The organism is Acinetobacter sp. LMB-5 (genome assembly GCF_001541635.1).
GTDB lineage: Bacteria > Pseudomonadota > Gammaproteobacteria > Pseudomonadales > Moraxellaceae > Acinetobacter > Acinetobacter pittii.
Genome location: NZ_LRDR01000007.1, coordinates 169,102 through 186,945, shown reverse-complemented (window position 1 = coordinate 186,945; position 17,844 = coordinate 169,102). Strand labels below are relative to the sequence as shown.

The 17,844-nt window shown below is 36.9% G+C and carries 22 protein-coding genes; 17 read left to right on the top strand and 5 right to left on the bottom strand.

Going from position 1 to position 17,844, the window contains the following annotated elements:
* Positions 1–24: 24 nt before the first annotated feature.
* Both AW165_RS11540 and AW165_RS11535 read right to left on the bottom strand, forming a co-directional pair.
* Positions 25–645 carry an NUDIX hydrolase gene (locus AW165_RS11540; protein ID WP_060465913.1) on the bottom strand — a complete coding sequence of 207 codons (621 nt, stop codon included), beginning with the start codon at positions 643–645 and terminating at the stop codon, positions 25–27.
* A 138-nt stretch (positions 646–783) separates the two neighbouring features.
* A complete protein-coding gene (locus AW165_RS11535; protein WP_060465912.1) occupies positions 784–1,542 on the bottom strand; it encodes an HD domain-containing protein in 759 nt (252 codons plus the stop codon).
* A 694-nt stretch (positions 1,543–2,236) separates the two neighbouring features.
* On the opposite strand from AW165_RS11535, the gene AW165_RS11530 reads away from it, so the two are divergent.
* From AW165_RS11530 to AW165_RS11515, 4 genes are all read left to right on the top strand, one after another.
* Positions 2,237–2,791 (top strand): TetR/AcrR family transcriptional regulator, encoded by a 555-nt coding sequence (locus AW165_RS11530; RefSeq protein WP_060465974.1) that lies wholly within the window; start codon positions 2,237–2,239, stop codon positions 2,789–2,791.
* A 133-nt stretch (positions 2,792–2,924) separates the two neighbouring features.
* A complete protein-coding gene (locus tag AW165_RS11525; RefSeq protein WP_060465911.1) occupies positions 2,925–3,158 on the top strand; it encodes a hypothetical protein in 234 nt (77 codons plus the stop codon).
* Positions 3,159–3,518: 360 nt separating this feature from the next.
* On the top strand, positions 3,519–4,223 hold the full coding sequence (locus tag AW165_RS11520; RefSeq protein ID WP_060465910.1) for a hypothetical protein: 705 nt from the start codon (positions 3,519–3,521) through the stop codon (positions 4,221–4,223).
* Between the two features lie 142 nt (positions 4,224–4,365).
* Complete coding sequence (locus AW165_RS11515) at positions 4,366–4,683, top strand: hypothetical protein (RefSeq protein ID WP_060465909.1); 318 nt, start codon at positions 4,366–4,368, stop codon at positions 4,681–4,683.
* 77 nt (positions 4,684–4,760) lie between these two features.
* Here the strand turns inward: AW165_RS11515 and AW165_RS11510 are convergent, their stop codons facing one another.
* Together AW165_RS11510 and AW165_RS11505 are read right to left on the bottom strand one after the other, a co-directional pair.
* Positions 4,761–5,624 carry an alpha/beta hydrolase gene (locus tag AW165_RS11510; protein WP_060465908.1) on the bottom strand — a complete coding sequence of 288 codons (864 nt, stop codon included), beginning with the start codon at positions 5,622–5,624 and terminating at the stop codon, positions 4,761–4,763.
* 40 nt (positions 5,625–5,664) lie between these two features.
* A complete protein-coding gene (locus AW165_RS11505; protein ID WP_060465907.1) occupies positions 5,665–7,008 on the bottom strand; it encodes an MFS transporter in 1,344 nt (447 codons plus the stop codon).
* 340 nt (positions 7,009–7,348) lie between these two features.
* Here AW165_RS11505 and AW165_RS19250 point away from each other — a divergent pair, with 340 nt between their 5' ends.
* From AW165_RS19250 to AW165_RS11490, 4 genes are all read left to right on the top strand, one after another.
* A complete protein-coding gene (locus tag AW165_RS19250) occupies positions 7,349–7,543 on the top strand; it encodes a hypothetical protein (protein WP_061875854.1) in 195 nt (64 codons plus the stop codon).
* Positions 7,544–7,793: 250 nt separating this feature from the next.
* Complete coding sequence (locus AW165_RS11500; protein ID WP_032063571.1) at positions 7,794–8,252, top strand: hypothetical protein; 459 nt, start codon at positions 7,794–7,796, stop codon at positions 8,250–8,252.
* Positions 8,253–8,565: 313 nt separating this feature from the next.
* Positions 8,566–8,910: a hypothetical protein gene (locus AW165_RS11495; protein WP_060465906.1), complete on the top strand. Its 345-nt coding sequence runs from the start codon at positions 8,566–8,568 to the stop codon at positions 8,908–8,910.
* 122 nt (positions 8,911–9,032) lie between these two features.
* Entirely contained in the window at positions 9,033–9,977 is a 945-nt protein-coding gene (locus AW165_RS11490) for a DUF4424 family protein (protein ID WP_060465905.1), read from the top strand.
* A gap of 131 nt (positions 9,978–10,108) precedes the next feature.
* On the opposite strand, the gene AW165_RS11485 is transcribed toward AW165_RS11490, so the two are convergent.
* Positions 10,109–10,711, bottom strand: a complete 603-nt coding sequence (locus tag AW165_RS11485; protein ID WP_060465904.1) for a DoxX family protein — start codon at positions 10,709–10,711, stop codon at positions 10,109–10,111.
* Positions 10,712–10,875: 164 nt separating this feature from the next.
* On the opposite strand from AW165_RS11485, the gene AW165_RS11480 reads away from it, so the two are divergent.
* The 9 genes from AW165_RS11480 (at position 10,876) to AW165_RS11440 (ending at position 17,837) form a co-directional block, all read left to right on the top strand.
* Positions 10,876–11,184 carry a hypothetical protein gene (locus AW165_RS11480; protein WP_004642275.1) on the top strand — a complete coding sequence of 103 codons (309 nt, stop codon included), beginning with the start codon at positions 10,876–10,878 and terminating at the stop codon, positions 11,182–11,184.
* 69 nt (positions 11,185–11,253) lie between these two features.
* Positions 11,254–12,081: a DUF692 domain-containing protein gene (locus AW165_RS11475; RefSeq protein ID WP_060465903.1), complete on the top strand. Its 828-nt coding sequence runs from the start codon at positions 11,254–11,256 to the stop codon at positions 12,079–12,081.
* Positions 12,068–12,823 carry a DNA-binding domain-containing protein gene (locus tag AW165_RS11470; protein WP_060465902.1) on the top strand — a complete coding sequence of 252 codons (756 nt, stop codon included), beginning with the start codon at positions 12,068–12,070 and terminating at the stop codon, positions 12,821–12,823. The genes AW165_RS11475 and AW165_RS11470 overlap by 14 nt, the downstream gene beginning before the upstream one ends.
* Positions 12,824–12,825: 2 nt before the next feature.
* Positions 12,826–13,446, top strand: a complete 621-nt coding sequence (locus tag AW165_RS11465; protein WP_060465901.1) for an RNA polymerase factor sigma-70 — start codon at positions 12,826–12,828, stop codon at positions 13,444–13,446.
* Complete coding sequence (locus tag AW165_RS11460; RefSeq protein ID WP_017400102.1) at positions 13,440–13,619, top strand: zf-HC2 domain-containing protein; 180 nt, start codon at positions 13,440–13,442, stop codon at positions 13,617–13,619. The genes AW165_RS11465 and AW165_RS11460 overlap by 7 nt, the downstream gene beginning before the upstream one ends.
* A gap of 91 nt (positions 13,620–13,710) precedes the next feature.
* Positions 13,711–14,622, top strand: a complete 912-nt coding sequence (gene mumR, locus AW165_RS11455) for a LysR family transcriptional regulator MumR (protein ID WP_060465900.1) — start codon at positions 13,711–13,713, stop codon at positions 14,620–14,622.
* A gap of 344 nt (positions 14,623–14,966) precedes the next feature.
* Complete coding sequence (locus AW165_RS11450; RefSeq protein ID WP_014206320.1) at positions 14,967–16,220, top strand: NRAMP family divalent metal transporter; 1,254 nt, start codon at positions 14,967–14,969, stop codon at positions 16,218–16,220.
* A 34-nt stretch (positions 16,221–16,254) separates the two neighbouring features.
* Positions 16,255–17,019 carry a LamB/YcsF family protein gene (locus AW165_RS11445; RefSeq protein WP_060465899.1) on the top strand — a complete coding sequence of 255 codons (765 nt, stop codon included), beginning with the start codon at positions 16,255–16,257 and terminating at the stop codon, positions 17,017–17,019.
* A gap of 2 nt (positions 17,020–17,021) precedes the next feature.
* Positions 17,022–17,837: a putative hydro-lyase gene (locus AW165_RS11440; RefSeq protein WP_171254250.1), complete on the top strand. Its 816-nt coding sequence runs from the start codon at positions 17,022–17,024 to the stop codon at positions 17,835–17,837.
* Positions 17,838–17,844: the final 7 nt, after the last annotated feature.

Sequence of the window (17,844 nt, the reverse complement as noted above, 5' to 3'; positions counted from 1 at the left end):
CTCTGCCTTATATTGAGTTTTTAATTAATCAAACTTAGTAACGTCTGGTACTGACTCTAAATAATCAAAAAATTGCTGTATTTGTTCTTCTGTTACCCGTGCTGTAGAAATAGGCGGCAACTCATCTCTACCAAAGAATCCAACTTCGGGTGTTTCAATGCTTGGTGTTAGTTCACCATCAATAATTTCGCACCAGAAGAAAGCCTTATACACATGTAAAAACATTGGAGGATGGGAGTGCTTGGTTCTATCTGTTAAAGCCAATAATTTAATGGCTTTAACTCGAAAACCTGTCTCTTCCAGAACTTCTTTTTCAGCATTTTCCGACGCTGAGTAACCCACATCAGCCCATCCACCCGGAACAGACCATCGCCCATCTCCAATTTCTTTTGCTAATAATAATTTATTTTCTTTAAAAACAACTGCTCTGACATCTAGTTTTGGAGTGGCATAACCCACATCTTGAAGAACATTATTAATAAAATTTTCTGTTTTGATTTCCTTTAGTTCTAACAAATATTCAATATGTCCTAAGAGTTGTTCATAACGTTCTTTGTCATAAACATCTTTTGAATAATGCAAACCTGTTTGAGCAATACTAGTAATTTTATTTAAAGTTTCTAACCACTTAACCGATTCATTCATTGCAACGGATGCCTTCAAGCTTATATCTTTTAGCTATGGTAAGGCATACTCAGGCGAAGCACTATTAAACAGTTGTTAACTGAAATTTCAAGCTAAGTCTTTTGAGATTTTTTTACGATTAATAGTTCTAATAAAAATTTACTCTTCATATAAATTTGACTTAATCATGAGTGGTAAACCAAGTTCAGATAATAAACCTGTCCGTGAATTTGGAACATTTTTTCTCTCTAAATCGATAAGCTCAATAAATTCTTTATTAAATTGTTTTCTAGGATATTTTTCTAAAATTTCATTTCTAAAAGATAGGGGGAGTCTATATAGACCATCACTAATCACATCACAGGATGCACCTTGCTGTAATAGCGTAATTTCTGCTGGGTCAGAATGATCTATATAACCGTTCATATGTAAGCAGATAGCATCTCTAATAACTTCACTTTTCTTCTCATCAAAGCTATGTTCTTTAGCCTTTAGCTCAAATTGTTTAGCACTCTCATAGGTAAAACAGTTACAACCTTTACTATGAATATGTTGCTCAGTTAAGCCAATATCATGAAAAAGTGAGGCTATTAAAAGTGATTCATGGTCATATTGCTGATTTTGTATATTGCCTAAGGCAGCTCCCCAGAAATAGGTCCGCCATGAATGATTGTAGATAGATATATTTGCTTTAGCTTTTAGTTCATCAAGCGCGACTTTAACCATTTGAGTATCTGGTATTACGATCTGATTGATATCAAAATTATGGGAAGTTTTGAACCGAAAGTAATTTACTTTTATAGAGGCCATAATACTTGGCAGCATAATTTTTTGAATTAACTTAATTTTCTCTTTGAAATTGAGCTGACCATTTGTAGTTTGCATCCAGTGATATGAACCAATTCTTATAGTTTTCATTAGTAGATCTCATTTTAGAGTAATTACTCTAAAATATTATCATAGATGTTTTTTTGCAAGTTGGATCTTTTAAAATACCGATAGAACTTTGATTGATAAGCTTTTTATAAACCCCAATTTAACAATAAATTTTAATTATTTATCCTTACTTTTTAATGATCTATTTTAATACGATTGTCATTTCGTGTGCTTGACTGCAAAAGGGTTGGGCACTATTCTTTGCCTGCTGGCCTACATTGCCAGTCGGTTGTCGCAGACCGAATCAAACGAGCATTAAAAGTTTCATACTTTTAGTGTTGAGCCCTCGTGCCCCCTCTATGGCGGAACGGAGGGGGACACCTTCGGGTGTGCTGGCCTCGTTTGACCAGTCTGCGAACCCCTTTCGTTCTGCCACCATAATTCTAATGTTTTGGCAGAACTCCAAATAAAAAGGAGTTGGCTTTGCACATCCATTATTTCTTGGCAGCCTTTGCCAAAAGCTATAACGACACAACTTAAACTTTTAAAGCAGTTTGATCGCCGTAAGGTTTTCAGGCTTTAAATTATTTCGTCTAAAAACTTAATCAACAATAAAACTTGAGATGTGCCAAGCACAGTCTTTATGGGCTTTGCTATGCCTTTTTTCTCCCAAAAAACGGCAGCGGTTTTTATATCTCTTTTATATACAACAATAATTTTTTATAACGGTAAAACTATGCCACATTCAGATCTTCCATTTCGTGCTTTAAGCGTGCTTCACACTTCAAGATTTCTCTTTAATAAATACGGCTTTCATAACGTCGGAGTAGACCGAATTATCGAGTCGGCAAAAGTGCCCAAAGCTACTTTTTATAACTACTTTCATTCAAAAGAACGTCTCATTGAAATGAGCCTAACCTTTCAAAAAGATGGACTTAAACAAGAAGTAATTTCAATCATCCATGTTCAAAAAGAATTAACTCTAGTTGAAAAACTGCGCAAGATTTACTTTTTACATGCCGATTTAGAAGGGCTTTATCATTTGCCATTTAAAGCCATTTTTGAAATTGCGAAAACCCATCCAAAGGCATATCAGGTGGTAGTTGAATATCGAAACTGGTTCATTAATGAAATCTATAAACTGCTTCTAAAAACTAATGAAAATGCTTCAAAACAAGATGCACACATGTTTTTGTTTGTGATTGATGGGGCAATGGTTCAGCTTCTAGACCCCAATAAACCAGATGAAAGAAAGCGGTTGCTTGAATATTTTTTGTTGGGGTTTGGGTGAGGGAAATTGGTCCAAAGCATATTCATGCGGGGCGATCATCTAATAGTATAAATAGAGATTTTTTAATATTTATATTTGCTTTATTAGATAGATCATTATTAATATTTGGGCTGTTAATATAGATCTATGAATTATGGAATACTCTACACAAGATGCGTTAGATTGGTTAAATCAAGGTATTGAAGGCATTAGAAATTCATCTAAAGAAGATAAAGTTAGTGATTATGCTTTGGGTTATGATATTGGCTTTCTTTATGGCACATTACGCACGTTATTAGTGACAGGTCATATCACCCGTGAAGAATATAATAAACTACATGCAGAATTAACAGAAACTCGTCAGGCTAGACTAGATGGATCTGAATGATAAGTAAAAAAAGGAGTAATGATGAAATCAATAATGATTAAAGTCATTGATATAAAAAGTAAAGATACCTGCGATCTGCTTGCGTAGTTAAACCATGTTGTCACGAAATTTTAACTTGATATTTAACAAAGGTAATTTTAGAATCCGCCCAACAAATTTTTAGGAGCTTCATTGTGAGTACTTGTTCGAGTGACGATAGTCGATCGGTAATAGTCTAAGTATCCACTGAAGTCCTTACAGACCTCTTTTTGTGGATGCAAGAAGAGGTTTTTATTTTTATCTTTTCATTTCTATTATTAGCCCATGATTTAATCATGACGGGTTGCAGTACTCGCATATGCTCCATAACTTATGGGAGTGATGCCAGTGGTATTTACTTTAAAGAAACGCTCACTTATTTCAGGTTTCTGTTTATTGGCTTTATCTAACACTAGCCATAGTGGACGACCTATGGTTGTTGACGATGCAGCTCTTGTTTCACCAAAAACCTGTCAACTCGAAACATGGATGCAGCATAATCCTGACAACAAAGAATATTGGGCAATGCCTGCCTGTAATTTTGGTGGCAATTTTGAATTTGCTGTAGGGCTGGGAAGAGTAAACGATGATACTGAGCACGTCAGCTATGCAACCTTACAAGGTAAAATCTTATTAAAGCCTTTAGAAACCAATGATTGGGGAGTTGGTTTTTCTTTTGGCACTCAAATGAATACCAAAGATTCTTCAAAGAAAGATTGGACGGTCAATGTTCCATTAAGTATTTCTACTTTCGATGATAAATTTTTAATCCATGCCAACCTTGGCTGGTTACGCGAAAATACCACGCATAAAAACCAAACCACGTGGGGAATTGGAACCGAAACACAACTTACTCATCCATTAACGCTCACTGCCGAAGTATATGGTAATGACCGAAATGATGCCTTTTACCAAACAGGTTTTCGATACATGGTCTATAAAGACTTTGTGCAATTAAACGCAAGTTATGGCAATCAAATTTCTCATCAGGATAATGCTTTTTTCTCTGTCGGATTTGTATTCCTAACAAATGCATTTTTACCTTGATGATTTAGAAATCTCTTTATCTATCAAAAAATCTGACACATTCTAACTCTTGATATCAGATAAATACATTTATCCTAACTGAACTTGAGCACAACCTTTTGAAGTGCTCCTCTTTATGGTTAGATTTTTAGGTATTTAAAAAATGAATAAAATGCACGTAACTTTAGCGGTAATTATTGGCTTAATTGTTGGTGGTGTAATCGGTGCTCTAGGCTACTCTAAAACTGCTGCACGTTATGACGCGATGACCACAGCATGTGTCATGGTAAATCAAGCGGTTGAACATGGCATCTTGCAACCAGAACAAGTCAAAGAGCTTGGTGAGCTCACAGGCCAAAGCCTTACAAAAGATTATGAGTCAGTTGCCTCTAAATTTAAATTCTCTGAAAAGCAATTAGGCAATGCCTCTGAAGGATCTCATTGTAGTCAGTTTATTGTTGGTGTGAATGCCGCAAAATAATTTAAAGGAAGCCCACAGTGTGTGGGCTTTTTTTATACTGTATAACTATATCAATTGACTATGTAATGGCTCAGACATTATTTATGAATAAGCTCCAACATATTTTTAAATAGCACACTATCTTTGTCGGCAAGGGTATTTACAATGTCAAAATGATTATGTCCTTCATCTTTTATTAATGAAACGGCTAAATCTTTTTCTTTGCAAATAGAGTAGAAAAAATTGGTTTGATTATGGAAACCTTGTGTCTCTAGCTCTCCTACACTAAGTAGAAGTGGTGCGGCATTTTCTGGCAATGGTAAATTTTCATAAGGGCTGAGTTCAGTTGCTTGTTCTGGACTGAGTTTAAGCCATTCATTAATGTTGGTATCACACAAGGGTAATAAATTATAAAGCCCACTTAAGCCAAGGACCCCCTTAATCACATTTTTTGGCAAATTAAATTCTTCTTGCCAACGATCACTCCAAAGCATAGCAACTAAATGCCCTCCAGCAGAACTTCCACCTACAAATATTTGTTCAGGGTCTATACCATAAGTTTTAGCATTTTGGTAAATCCAGGCAATCGCTGTTCTTACTTCTCGCACAATTTCAAAAAGCGATGCGTGAGGGCAAAGGCTATATTCAATTGTGGACACGGCTATACCATGTGCGACAAAATTTTCAGCCATAGAGCAAGCGTCATCTTTACTTTGTGCACGCCAATAACCACCATGAATATAGATGAAAATCGGAGAAGGTTGTTTCTTTGCTGGAAAAATATCTAAGGTTTCTCTTCTAGCTAAGCCGTACTGTAGATTATACAACCCTGTAATCGCATCTTTGGATTTCTGTGCAAGTCGTGCATATTCCTTCATACAAGAATCAAAATCATCCACTGAATTTCTGGCGTTATATTGAATTTCTCTTTCTTGAAGATTTGAAAAGAATAGATCAGTCATGTAAACCTCGATAACAATTTATTTAATTAAAGGATAATAATTAATCAGTACTGACGACTTTAAATTTTTGCTTAGAAATATTTAGTTCGCGATACCATTTAAGTGCTAAACAACTAAAAGCAATAAAGGTAGGTATGGCTAAACTTAAGAAAATTGAACTCAAATCTAGATTCAAAGTAAAAATTAAAGAACCTAATAGTGATCCTAAAATTGCTCCAATACGGCTTATTCCATGCATCCAAGAAACACCAGAGCCTCTACAGTTCGCAGGATAAAAGAGAGTAGCTAACGGAAACAATGCTGTTTGGGCACCTGCTAATAGGCCCCCAATCATAAAAATCAGAATTGAAAATAGGGCAATGTTTGTATGGGTAAAGCTAAGAAGAATGAATAATAAGAAGGCTGAAAAATATGAAGAAGTAATCACTTTGGTTGGATTTAATCTATCCATAAATCTACACATGATTATGGCTCCAATCACGCCCCCAAATGGGAATAAAGTAGACATAAGACTTAATTGTTGTAGATCAAAACCAACAGTTTTTAAAATTGTTGGCATCCAGCTCGTAAAAAGATAAAACACTAATAAACTCATAAAAGAGCAAAGCCATAACATTAATGAACCAAATAAGTATTTGCTAAAAATATCTTTAAGTGGATTATTCTGTTCAACAACTTCCTTTTCAGCTATAGATAAGACAAGCTCTTTATCAATTTTTTTACCATGTATTTTTTCTAAAATTAAAAGTGCTTTATTCTTTTGGTTATTAATAATAAGGAATTGTGTGGATTCAGGTAGGGTAAAAATGAGTACAAGGGTAAGTAATGCAGGTATCAAACCAATAATAATGAGTAATTCAGACCAACTAAAAATTTTTAATAGATAAGCCGAAAGGAATCCTCCAGAAGATACTCCCATTAGAAATCCACAACCAGCTAAACCCGTGAGAAAAGCTCGATGCTTTTTAGGCATATATTCTGAAACGATTGTACTTACATTAGGCATCGTCGCACCTAACCCAAGTCCAGTGATAAATCTATAGATAATGAGTTCTGTTGTATTGGTCGAGTAAGCAGAGATTATTGTAAATATAGATAAGATTAGCATGCTGATAATCATAATTTTCTTTCGGCCGAACTTATCTGCAAAAATACCTGATATTAAGGCGCCAATACTCATACCGATTAAAGCCGCACCAAATACAGGAGCTAGTTCGGCCTTTGAAATTTGCCACTCATCCAACAAAGGTGGTGCTATAAAACCTATGATTCCAGTATCAAGTCCATCGCAGTAAAATACTAAGAAACCTAAAACAAAGACCACCCATTGGAGGGGAGCTAATTTTTCTCTATCTACGATAGTGTTCACATCTATTTTATTCATATGTATCCTTGAAATTGGTTTTAAAATTCTTGTGAAACAAAGAAGAATTGCCGTACTCAATAAGTTTTAAACATTCCTAACTGCTCGAGATTTATTCTTATTTTTATCTATGATGAAAAATATCCATTTCATCCGTATCTATATCCACTAATTCCAAATGCATACATTCTGCTTATCTAATTATGATTACACGGGTTGGATATCAGTGGCTGAATAAACGCTACAAGAACAACTGAACATATTATCTACAAACTGCTATAATCATGATCATCACACAATCTAACTTAAGCTTGCTCCAAGAGCAGGCTTTTTGTATGCGCAAATAAACCTGCTAGGAAATATGAAACGTTATCTAAAACAAACCCAAACCACCACTTCTAACTGGACCACAGAGCAAGATTGTTTCTTGATAGAAAATAATTCTCTCTCAATATATGAACTTATAGAACATTTACCTTTTTCCGAAGAGGAAATACGAGTACGTAGAGCTGTGTTAGGGCTAGTTCGACGAGATAAGCAAATGAAAACATATTAGTTTTACCAAATGGTAAAAATTAATATGAAAGTAAATATTTCAAAGTATCTCTATTCAAGCATTTATTTTGTGGATGAATTATCAAAACCATAATTTTTTTCGGTGTTTTTTTGGTGCAAATTACACAAAGCTTTAATTACTTACAAAGCGAGCCAATAAGATTACCTTTAATTACACGCGTTTAAGCATAATCAAATACATAAGACATTCATAGATCAGAACTTTATAACAATAGGACGGAGAGAGGTTAATGCCAAAGTATCTAGCTGTAGCCGAAAAGGTTTATAAAAATATAAAAAAAGATGGCTTATTCACTGATGACATTACTCAGAACCTTAACTGTTTAATTAGTCAGATCCGAAAAGCCATCAAGGGAACTGAGTTTAAGCTCAAGTTCAACTATATAGACTTTGAAGAAAACTTAACGAAGCCATTAAGTGAATGCAAAGTTAAAATTGATTTGAGTGTCATGCCAAAGTTTGCAAACGAAGGTGAATATCTTCTTTGGTTAGCTGGTCTTATTGAGCGAATCACAGAAGGGGGAAAGCCTAAATTGCCACCAATTTCGCACTTTTTACCACCAGGTTTTAAAATGTCGAAAGATTCGTTTCCTGTAACTGTTGCTCCTCCAAAAGAAGAGCATGCAGACATGATTATCAATTATTTTAAATCTGAGGATTTTATGAAAACCAATAAAACTCCTTCATAAAAGAATATAGAAGCGAACGTCCACCTTGCTTCTATATACTGCTGGTTTAAACTCAGCGACCGCCTTCTGGGGCGGTTTTTTTTTGACTAAATATAATTGATAACTCAATTTTTTCTTATGTTTAAACTCAGATCATAGACAAGATTAATTGTATGTAAATATGCATGATTTTTATGTTTTATAATAAATAACAATAATTTAAGTTTATATCGCAATAAAGGAAAAGATACATTTTTCACATAACCAATGTGCCAAGTAACGCAATTAAACATTTAGCTGTTCATAATCTTTAAAAAAAGAGAATGTGAATGATATGAATGAAAATGCAGAGCTTATAAAATACATTGACGTTGCTGAAAACGTCTATGAACGTGTCTATGAAAATAATCAAGTTTCCAATAATTTGATTGTTAACCTTAACCGCATCATGACGGAAATCAAAAAACAGGCTCAAGAAAAAGATCTGAAGTTAAAATATAAGTCGATTGACTTTGAATATTGCTTGAGTTTGCCTTTGGCAGATAGAGATATAAAAATTGACCTTAGTTTGATGCCTCACTTTGAACATCGTGATGAATGCATTTTATGGCTAACCAACTTTATTGGAAAAATTAGTGTGCCTAAAAAGATGACGAGACAAAAACTAAGTTTTCATTAAAGTTTTTAGATTTAAAGCGATATATGAGTCATTACTAAAAAACTAATCGTATCTATGCTTAAATAGTTATGCTTTATTCCAGATCGATATTTTATAATTAGAAAATGACAGAGCGCTTTAAAATGGAAACGTTTGCATTAACCTTTGCTATTTTAGCTTCCTTATCCACCTATGGTCTAGCCAACGACTCTACGGGTTACGTGGGTACGGGTGGGATTCAATATCTCAAAAACTCGCAGATTGCCATGCAAAGCGAAGATCTATTCATCAGTAAAAAACTGATTAAGGTCGACTATCTTTATAAAAACTTAAGTAATAAAGACGTAACGGAAACCATCTTATTTCCGTTACCGCGCATTGATAATTTTTTTGAGTCTGATTTTGCTCACACCGAACAGCTTTTAAAAAGTTTTAAAATTGTGGTGGATGGTAAAAATATAAAGCCGGAGATGCATGTCAGAACCTTTATTCAAAAAGATGAAAAATCTCCCCTGATTGATGCTACGGATGAGTTTAAACAGTGCGGTTTTAATGAAAAAGAGATGCTAAATCCGTGGACTCGTACTAACTATGATTATGAATATTATGTAGATAAGCTAAAACAATGTAATAAGCCGCAAATACAGAAAATTTTAGCCAAATTTAAAAAAGATGATGTGATTCCGTGGTCATCTCAAGTGATCTATAGTTGGAAGCAGACTTTTAAAGCCAATGGTTTGACTAATATTCATCATGAATACAAACCTTTGGTCGGTGGCTCAGTAGCTCTCTATCCAGATGAATATAACCAGCAATTTTGTATGGATAAACAATTTAAGCAGGGCTTAAAAAAAGCCAGTGCAGAAAATTCGCCGTTTAGTGCTTTGGGTTATATTTTGACGACGGGCGCAAATTGGGCAAAACCAATTGAAAACTTTAAGTTAACCATTGAGCGCGATAAAGACGAACTGGTTTCATTTTGTTGGGATGGGCCAGTTAAAAAAATTAGTCCAACTCAATTTCAAATGACCAAGACTAGGTTTGTACCCAAAAAGGACCTAGATATTATTTTTGTGAAAGTTCGATAATTTCATACAAGCTTCTGGTTTGAGCAAATTGCCTCAATAATATTGATTGTGTGTCATGAGCTAAACATGGCACACAATAAGAAAAAGATGCTCTATGTTGCTGTCAGTAGGATTCTGAGCGTAATGATTAATTAGAGCAGCTTCTTTTTAATCCAATAATCTAAACTGAAATAACGGCCGCCTCCAAGAACAAGCAGTGCGAGTAGCATGACTAAATACGTAACGGCAAACTCAATTCCATTATTTAAAATTACAAACGAACCGCTAGACGTGAGCCAGTCATAATTGCCGTAGGTTTGTAATATTTCAAGAGCTTTTTCTAACTTTTCAGCCGAGGCCAAGACCTGCATGTTTGCAAAGGGGGCATTTGGATCAGCAATCGCTTGCCATCCATTCGGTAGATGGACCGTAAATATAGCAACTAACATCGTAATAATGAGGGGAATACTAATTAAACGCGTTAGCAAACCAAATGTTAATAATATTGCACCTACTAGTTCAGTCGTTGTTGCAAGCAGGGCCATTACATACGGAAAGGGAAGTCCTAAACCTCCATCTGAGTTGCCAAACCATTCTACAATATCATTGAAGTGCATTAATTTATTTGTGCCGGCCATCCAAAATATAGGAACTAAATATAATCGAAGAGCCAGAGCTGCGATGCCGTCTGCATGTTGTAGAGTTTTACCCAGTTTTTGATAATATTGAGATAAGCCATAAATAAAATTCTTCATGATAATTTCACATCCGGTGCGATTGAATATTAATTAGTCGGATAAAGACTGTATTTCTTACATAAAAAAATTTTTTATTTACGGTGTAATAAAAAAGGATTTGGTCCGTCTAACTATACGTACAAATGTACAAACCGAGAATTTATCTTTAAAGGAATACTAAAATGAACAAACTCAACTCAATGACTTCAGTGGCGGCATTATTAGCACTTTCAGTTGCTGGCGCTACACAAGTGGCGGTAGCAGCAACCCATACAACAACCGAAGCACATGCAACCAAAGCAGCAGATGGAAAATGCGGTGAAGCAAAATGCGGTGCTAGCAAAATGAAAAACCACGAAAAGTCTGCCGAAGCAAAATGTGGTGCAGATAAAAAAGCAGCTGACGGAAAATGTGGAGCAACCAAAAAAGCAGCGGATGGCAAGTGCGGTGCAGATAAAAAAGTCGCTGACGGTAAGTGCGGCGCTAAGTAAACGATCTGATCATGGATGATGTCGACCTTCTGGTAAGTGTCGGCATCGTTTCCAAAAGGAGAAATCACCATGATGGATTTGTCAGGCGTAGGGCTGGGTTTAAGGCGTGATTTTATAGATTCGTTTTTAGATGCAAAAACATGTCCCGATTTTATCGAAGTTGCTCCTGAAAACTGGCTAGGTTTTGGTGGACGACACGCGAAATTACTCGCACAGTGTGTTGAAAAAGCCCCACTAATTTGTCACGGCTTGTCATTGTCTATTGGCGGTCCTCATCCACTCAATCTTGAATTTATCGAAAAAATAAAAAGCTTTTTAGAACAATATGATGTCTCGATTTATTCTGAACATTTAAGTTATACAAATGATGGCGGCTATTTATATGATTTGTTGCCAATCCCCATGACTGAAGCGGCTGTTCAATATGTCGCTGAACGTATTTTACGTGTTCAAGATATTTTAGGAAGACGATTAGTCATAGAGAATGTTTCTACTTATTTAATGCCCAATGCTGAAATGAGTGAAGCGGAATTTATCCGTGAAGTCCTTCAATATGCAGACTGTGATTTGCTTTTGGATGTAAATAATGTCTATGTCAACAGTATTAACCATGGCAGTGATGCATTTGGATTTATTCGGGACATGCCAAAAGAAAGAATCCGTTATTTACATATTGCTGGACATGAACAAGTTCAGAAAAATTTATTAATTGATACGCATGGCTCAGAAGTTTGTGATCGCGTATGGGAACTATTGAGATATACCTATCAAGTGTGTGGTGTGAAAGCAACTTTACTTGAACGCGACTTTAATATTCCATCATGGCAAGAGCTAGAAGAGGAGCTAGCCAAAATTAAAATAATTCAACAACAGGAGAGTGGCTATGAAGGAAAATAAAATATCCTTCCAAACCATGCAACAACAGTTTTGTGACTGGATTAGAGATCCTGATTTGGAATTACCTCAAGCTCTTCCTGCCGAACGAATGCATATTTATCGAGACTTACTTTTTAATAATGTCTGTTCATTTATTGATTTAGTTTATCCCGTGGCTCGTGCGATCTTGCCAGAGTTAAAGTGGCAACAATTACTCTCGGAATTTTTTCAAAAAGCCCAGTGTCGCTCACCTTTGTATAATGATATTTCTCTTGAGTTTAGAGAGTATTTGACAGATCAGCAGCACCCGATATTGCAAGAATATCCTTGGTTAGCTGAGTTGTTGCAGTTTGAATGGCTTGAGTTGTATTTAGACACTGTTGAAATTGAAAAAATAGCTTTGCAGGAAAACTGTGATTGGCAGTTAACCACAAAGGTATGGGTATTGGTTTATCAATATCCCGTTTATACGTGGACAACTTTAATGACTCCAGAACAGGTCGAGTCTATGCCTGGAGCAATTATGGTCTGGCGAGATGAACAAGACAAAGTATGTATTGAACAGCTTTCGCCTTTGTTTGCTATGGTAATTGAACAGTTGACTCAAAATGTAAAGTTAACTGACCAAGATATTCATACACTCATTCAATCTGTACTCACTGATTTATCTGAACATGATATTTATCTGCAGATTCAAGAACTAAAAGCACTTTTAACTCGAATGCGATTGATTCAAGTTCCCCATGATTTTAAAGAGGTATAAGGATGACTTCAGCCGTGGCATCAGATCATGAAGAAATAGGGGATCAGCTGCATAATCCAGCCTTTTTACAAAACTTAAGACAGCAAATGATAAAATTTGCCTTTTTACAGCTTTCTTCGCTTCCTCAAGCTGAAGATGTGGTGCAAGAGGCATTAACGAGTGCTTTCCAGCATTTAGATTCATTTAAAGGGCGGGCTGCATTCAAAACGTGGGTATTTGCCATTTTAAAAAATAAAATTATTGATGTGATTCGGCAAAAGTCACGCTTGGTCGCAATGACTGAATTATTTAAAGATGAGGAAAGTGAACTGAGTATTGATGCACTGTTTGATGCTTCTGGACATTGGCATAAATATGAAGCGCCTCAAGCATGGCAAAGCCCTGAAGAAATGATGGAGCAGGCAGATTTTTGGATGATTTTTGAAGCTTGTTTAAATCATTTACCTGCCAAATATGCTCAAGTTTTTATGATGAGAGAGGTGATAGAGCTGAGTTCTAATGAGATTTGTAGCAAGTTGGAATTGTCTATCTCAAACTTTAATGTGTTGATGTATCGGAGTCGTACCCGACTACGTGAATGTTTAGAAAATAAATGGTTATTGAAGGAGGATTGTTCATGCTGACATGTCGACAAGCCACTCAACTGTTGTCTGAAAAGCAAGATAGACCATTGTTATTACGTGAGCAAAGTGGTTTACAACTGCATTTATTGGCGTGCCGCTCATGCCGCCGTTATTCAAAACAGATCAAAACAATTAGTCAGCTTTCTAAAGCATTTAAAAATTTGGATGGCTAATTTTATTTAAAAATTTATTTATTGCTAGCCTAATCACGCTAACAACTCCCATACTATAAAAGTAAAGGAGTTTTTTAAGACAGGATGAAACGTGAATTTAAAGAATCTTGAAGCATTTTATTGGGTTGTGACTTTAAAGAGCTTCAATAAGGCCGCGACTAAATTACAAACCACACAGCCTGCGGTCTCTCAAAAAATCACATCTCTTGAAAATGAATTAGGCTTTAAAGTTTTAGATCGAAGTTATCGGCAGCTTAAACCAACACACAAAGGTTTAACTTTATTTAAGTACGCCGAAAAATTTATGCGACTAGAGACAGATCTGGTGGCTGAACTGACTGAAAACCAGCACCTGACTGGTACCATTCGTTTAGGCGTTTCCGAAACTATTGTTTATACATGGTTAGTTAAATATATCGAAAAGGTTCAGCAAGAGTTCCCCAAAATTTCAGTAGAAATTGTGGTAGACCTTACCCCTAACTTACAAGAAGGTGTTCGGACAGGTGACTTAGACATGGCTTTTTTACTGGGGCCAACTTTAGCTTTTGAGTGTATTGAACAAGCCTTGTGCGACTTTGAACTAAGTTTCTTGGCTTCACCGTCGTTTAAAGGTGGAGTTGCTCAAATGTCTTTTAAAACATTAATGTCGCATACCATTTTAACTTATCCAAAAATTACCTATCCCTATAAAGAATTGAAAGCACGAATGAAAGAGCAAGGGATTGATGAACCACTTTCAATTACCAGTTATTCATTGGCAACGCTGTTGCGTTTAGCCGAGCAGGGCTTGGGTATTGCTGTGGTGCCGACCTTAACAGCACTAAAAGAAATTACTGATGGGCGATTAGAAATATTAAATACGCCTATTCAGTTAAAGACGTTTCATTTCACCTCGATCTACATTCAAGGAAACGATGTTGCCTTAAAAGAGAAATTAACCGAAGTTGCGGTTAAGGTCTCTGAATGCGCTATGAAAAGACTCAATGAGCAAATTAAAAAATAAGCTATTTTTGTGTGTCTTTTATGCCTATTTTTTCTTATTTAAAAAAGCTGTTTTGTATGTAAAACCATAAAAGCAGCTTATTAACTTCAATAAGTAAAGCTTATCCTGATTTTTCAATAATTTATAAATTATTAAAAATCAATAACTTGAAATTTTCATTTTATGTAAAAAGTCTTATTGTCCGTAGGGATTAGCTATGTTTTTATTTTAGACACAAGATTTGATCACCGATTGTGTTGATTGGGGAACAGGGAATCTTTGTCATTTTAAAGGATTAAAGAATATCGTTTGGGACGAAAAATGGTGTTCTTGGTTCAACTTGAAAATAGCGTTGTTAAGCTCAAATGGATGAGGAACGCATTAATATGTCTTTACTGAAATCTTCTTTTTTATCAGATCGCCAATGGGCCATTGTGGCCTCGATCTTTATGATGGCGACCTCTGCAATGGGGCCCGGATTTTTAACCCAAACTGCTGTATTTACAGTCAAGTTAGGCGCGGCATTTGGCTTTGCCATTTTAGTTTCCATTCTGATTGATTATGTGGTTCAACAAAACATTTGGCGAGTGGTCACACTTACCCAAATGCGTGCATCAGACATTGCCAATAAAGCATTGCCGGGTAGTGGTTATTTACTGGCATTTCTGGTGATTTTGGGCGGGTTTTTCTTTAGTGTCGGTAACATTGCCGGTGCAGCTTTAGGTTTAAATGCGCTTTTTGGCCTAGACACAAAGTGGGGTGGTATTTTAAGTGGTGCTTTAGCCATTTTGATTTTTGCCTCAAGAAAAGCAACGCTTGCCATGGATAAAAGCATGATCGTGTTGGGATTACTTAAAATCCTCCTGATTATTATCGTTGCTGTCATTGTGATGCCTCCAGTTGGGCAAGCTGTACATCAAACCTTTGCTCCAGATCAGATCGACTTTGCCATTATTACCACCATTGTTGGCGGTACAGTTGGTGGCTATATCTGTTATGCGGGTGCACATCGTTTACTCGATAAAGGTGCTGTTGGCCCTGAAAATATTGATGAAGTTGCTAAAGCTGCGACCAAGGGCATTGTTGTGGTCGGCATCATGCGCTATGTGTTGTTCTTGGCTTTTTTAGGTGTGGTGGTGAGCGGTGCAACGATTGATTTAGCCAGCCATGACGCCAATCCAGCAGCTCAAGCATTCCAATATGCAGCGGGTACATTTGGTTTTAAATTATTCGGCTTAATTTTCTGGGCAGCAGGGATTAGTAGCACCATTGGCGCAGCATATACTTCGGTGTCATTCTTTACTGCGTTTAAAAAGAATTTAACACCAAAACAAACCAACTATACGACCATTACCTTTATCGCATTGGCTTTATTGCTTTATGTATTATTGGGTGCAACTCCGGCAGGCCTACTCATTTTCGTAGGTGGTTTTAACGGATTGGTGTTGCCAATTGGCCTTACAATTTTTGTGTATGTTGCCGCGTGCCGTAAAGATTTAATGGGTAATTATAACTATCCAAAATGGTTGCTTATTTTAGGTGGATTAACATGTCTGTTAACGTGGTGGATGGGCTACATGTCGTTTACGACTGTGTTTAACTATTTGACCAAGCTTTAAGCCAGACGTTGTTAAGTAATAAAGGAATAATGCCATGTTTGTAGATTTAAATAGTGATTTGGGTGAAAGCTTTGGCTCATGGAAAATGGGTAATGATGACCAGATTTTACCTGTCGTGACCAGTGCCAATATTGCTTGTGGCTTTCATGCTGGCGACCCACTCGGCATTTTAAAAACGGTTCGTAAAGCCGTTGAGCTTGGTGTGACTATTGGGGCCCATGTGTCTTACCCAGACCTTGTGGGCTTTGGCCGCCGTAATATGGATTTGTCACGTGACGAATTGATTGCCGATGTGCTTTACCAAATTTCTGCACTCGATGGTTTGGCGAAAGTAGCAGGCTCAAAAGTGCAATACGTTAAACCACATGGCGCGCTCTACAACACCATTGCCCATGACCAATCTCAAGCAGCAGCCGTGATTGATGCCATTAAAATGTATAACCCTGAACTGGTTTTAGTGGCTTTGGCTGGGTCGAACTTAGTCGAGCAAGCACGTGCGGCTGGTTTAAAAGTTGTATCAGAAGCATTTGCAGACCGTGCGTATAACAGTGATGGTTCATTAGTTTCTCGCCGTCTAGAAGGTGCGGTTTTACATGACTCGGCATTTGTTGCGAGCCGTGTGGTGTCTATGCTTAAAAATGGTGGAGTTGAGTCAATTGACGGCGTATTTACCCCAATTCAAGCCGACACCATTTGCTTACATGGTGATACCGATGGTGCGCTAGAGATGTCGGCTGCCATTAAAGCCGAGCTTTTAAAAAACAATATTGAAATTCGCCCATTTGTAAATAAAGCATAAGGATTAGCACCATGTATAAGGATATTAAAGTCGACCCAGCTCAGCTTGAAGCCGCATTAGATGCGCGTTTAAAAATCCGTGCAGGTTTTGATAAACCGACAGCAGGCATGGCCGCAGGTATGACGCAGGTCAACATGATTTCGGTGCCAAAAGAGTGGGCCTATGACTTTTTACTCTACGCACACCGTAATCCGCAAAGCTGCCCAGTGCTTGATGTGCTCGAAGAAGGCATCTATGCAACTAAGCTTGCAGCAGACTCAGACATTCGAACCGACTTTCCGCGTTATCGCATTTGGAAAGATGGCGAAATGGTCGATGAAGTGACCGATGCAAGAGAGATTTATAACGCTCGTCCTGATTTGGTGACTTTCTTAATTGGCTGTAGTTTTTCGTTTGAAACAGCTTTGCAAGAAGCGGGCATTGAAGTTCGTCATATTCATGACGACACCAATGTGCCGATGTATTTGAGCAATATCAAGTGTGAACCAGCAGGCCGTATTTCAGGAAATATGGTGGTTTCCATGCGACCAATTCCATCGCATCAAATTAGTGAAGCGGTAAAAATTACAGCACGTATGCCGAGTGTACATGGCGCGCCTGTACATATTGGTCACCCTGAAAGCTTAGGCATTAAGGATGTAAATAAGCCAGACTTTGGCGATGCTTCTCGTATTGAAGCGGGTGAAATTCCAGTGTTTTGGGCGTGTGGAGTAACGCCGCAAGCGGCGGTCATGAACTCGAAAATTCCTTTTGCGATTAGTCATGCGCCGGGTTACATGTTTATTACCGACATTCCTGACCGTGCTTGGATTGGCTAATTGGACT

Bases quoted from the DNA above. Each gene is read 5' to 3' on its own strand.
- AW165_RS11530 (WP_060465974.1), top strand. From the start codon at position 2,237: ATGCCACATTCAGATCTTCCATTTCGTGCTTTAAGCGTGCTTCACACT.
- AW165_RS11450 (WP_014206320.1), top strand. From the start codon at position 14,967: ATGGATGAGGAACGCATTAATATGTCTTTACTGAAATCTTCTTTTTTA.
- AW165_RS11495 (WP_060465906.1), top strand. From the start codon at position 8,566: ATGAATGAAAATGCAGAGCTTATAAAATACATTGACGTTGCTGAAAAC.
- AW165_RS11525 (WP_060465911.1), top strand. From the start codon at position 2,925: ATGGAATACTCTACACAAGATGCGTTAGATTGGTTAAATCAAGGTATT.
- AW165_RS11480 (WP_004642275.1), top strand. From the start codon at position 10,876: ATGAACAAACTCAACTCAATGACTTCAGTGGCGGCATTATTAGCACTT.
- AW165_RS11470 (WP_060465902.1), top strand. From the start codon at position 12,068: ATGAAGGAAAATAAAATATCCTTCCAAACCATGCAACAACAGTTTTGT.
- AW165_RS11445 (WP_060465899.1), top strand. From the start codon at position 16,255: ATGTTTGTAGATTTAAATAGTGATTTGGGTGAAAGCTTTGGCTCATGG.
- AW165_RS11540 (WP_060465913.1), bottom strand. From the start codon at position 645: ATGAATGAATCGGTTAAGTGGTTAGAAACTTTAAATAAAATTACTAGT.
- AW165_RS11485 (WP_060465904.1), bottom strand. From the start codon at position 10,711: ATGAAGAATTTTATTTATGGCTTATCTCAATATTATCAAAAACTGGGT.
- AW165_RS19250 (WP_061875854.1), top strand. From the start codon at position 7,349: ATGAAACGTTATCTAAAACAAACCCAAACCACCACTTCTAACTGGACC.
- AW165_RS11500 (WP_032063571.1), top strand. From the start codon at position 7,794: ATGCCAAAGTATCTAGCTGTAGCCGAAAAGGTTTATAAAAATATAAAA.
- AW165_RS11465 (WP_060465901.1), top strand. From the start codon at position 12,826: ATGACTTCAGCCGTGGCATCAGATCATGAAGAAATAGGGGATCAGCTG.
- AW165_RS11520 (WP_060465910.1), top strand. From the start codon at position 3,519: ATGCCAGTGGTATTTACTTTAAAGAAACGCTCACTTATTTCAGGTTTC.
- AW165_RS11490 (WP_060465905.1), top strand. From the start codon at position 9,033: ATGGAAACGTTTGCATTAACCTTTGCTATTTTAGCTTCCTTATCCACC.
- AW165_RS11505 (WP_060465907.1), bottom strand. From the start codon at position 7,008: ATGAATAAAATAGATGTGAACACTATCGTAGATAGAGAAAAATTAGCT.
- AW165_RS11475 (WP_060465903.1), top strand. From the start codon at position 11,254: ATGATGGATTTGTCAGGCGTAGGGCTGGGTTTAAGGCGTGATTTTATA.
- AW165_RS11535 (WP_060465912.1), bottom strand. From the start codon at position 1,542: ATGAAAACTATAAGAATTGGTTCATATCACTGGATGCAAACTACAAAT.
- AW165_RS11460 (WP_017400102.1), top strand. From the start codon at position 13,440: ATGCTGACATGTCGACAAGCCACTCAACTGTTGTCTGAAAAGCAAGAT.
- AW165_RS11510 (WP_060465908.1), bottom strand. From the start codon at position 5,624: ATGACTGATCTATTCTTTTCAAATCTTCAAGAAAGAGAAATTCAATAT.
- AW165_RS11515 (WP_060465909.1), top strand. From the start codon at position 4,366: ATGAATAAAATGCACGTAACTTTAGCGGTAATTATTGGCTTAATTGTT.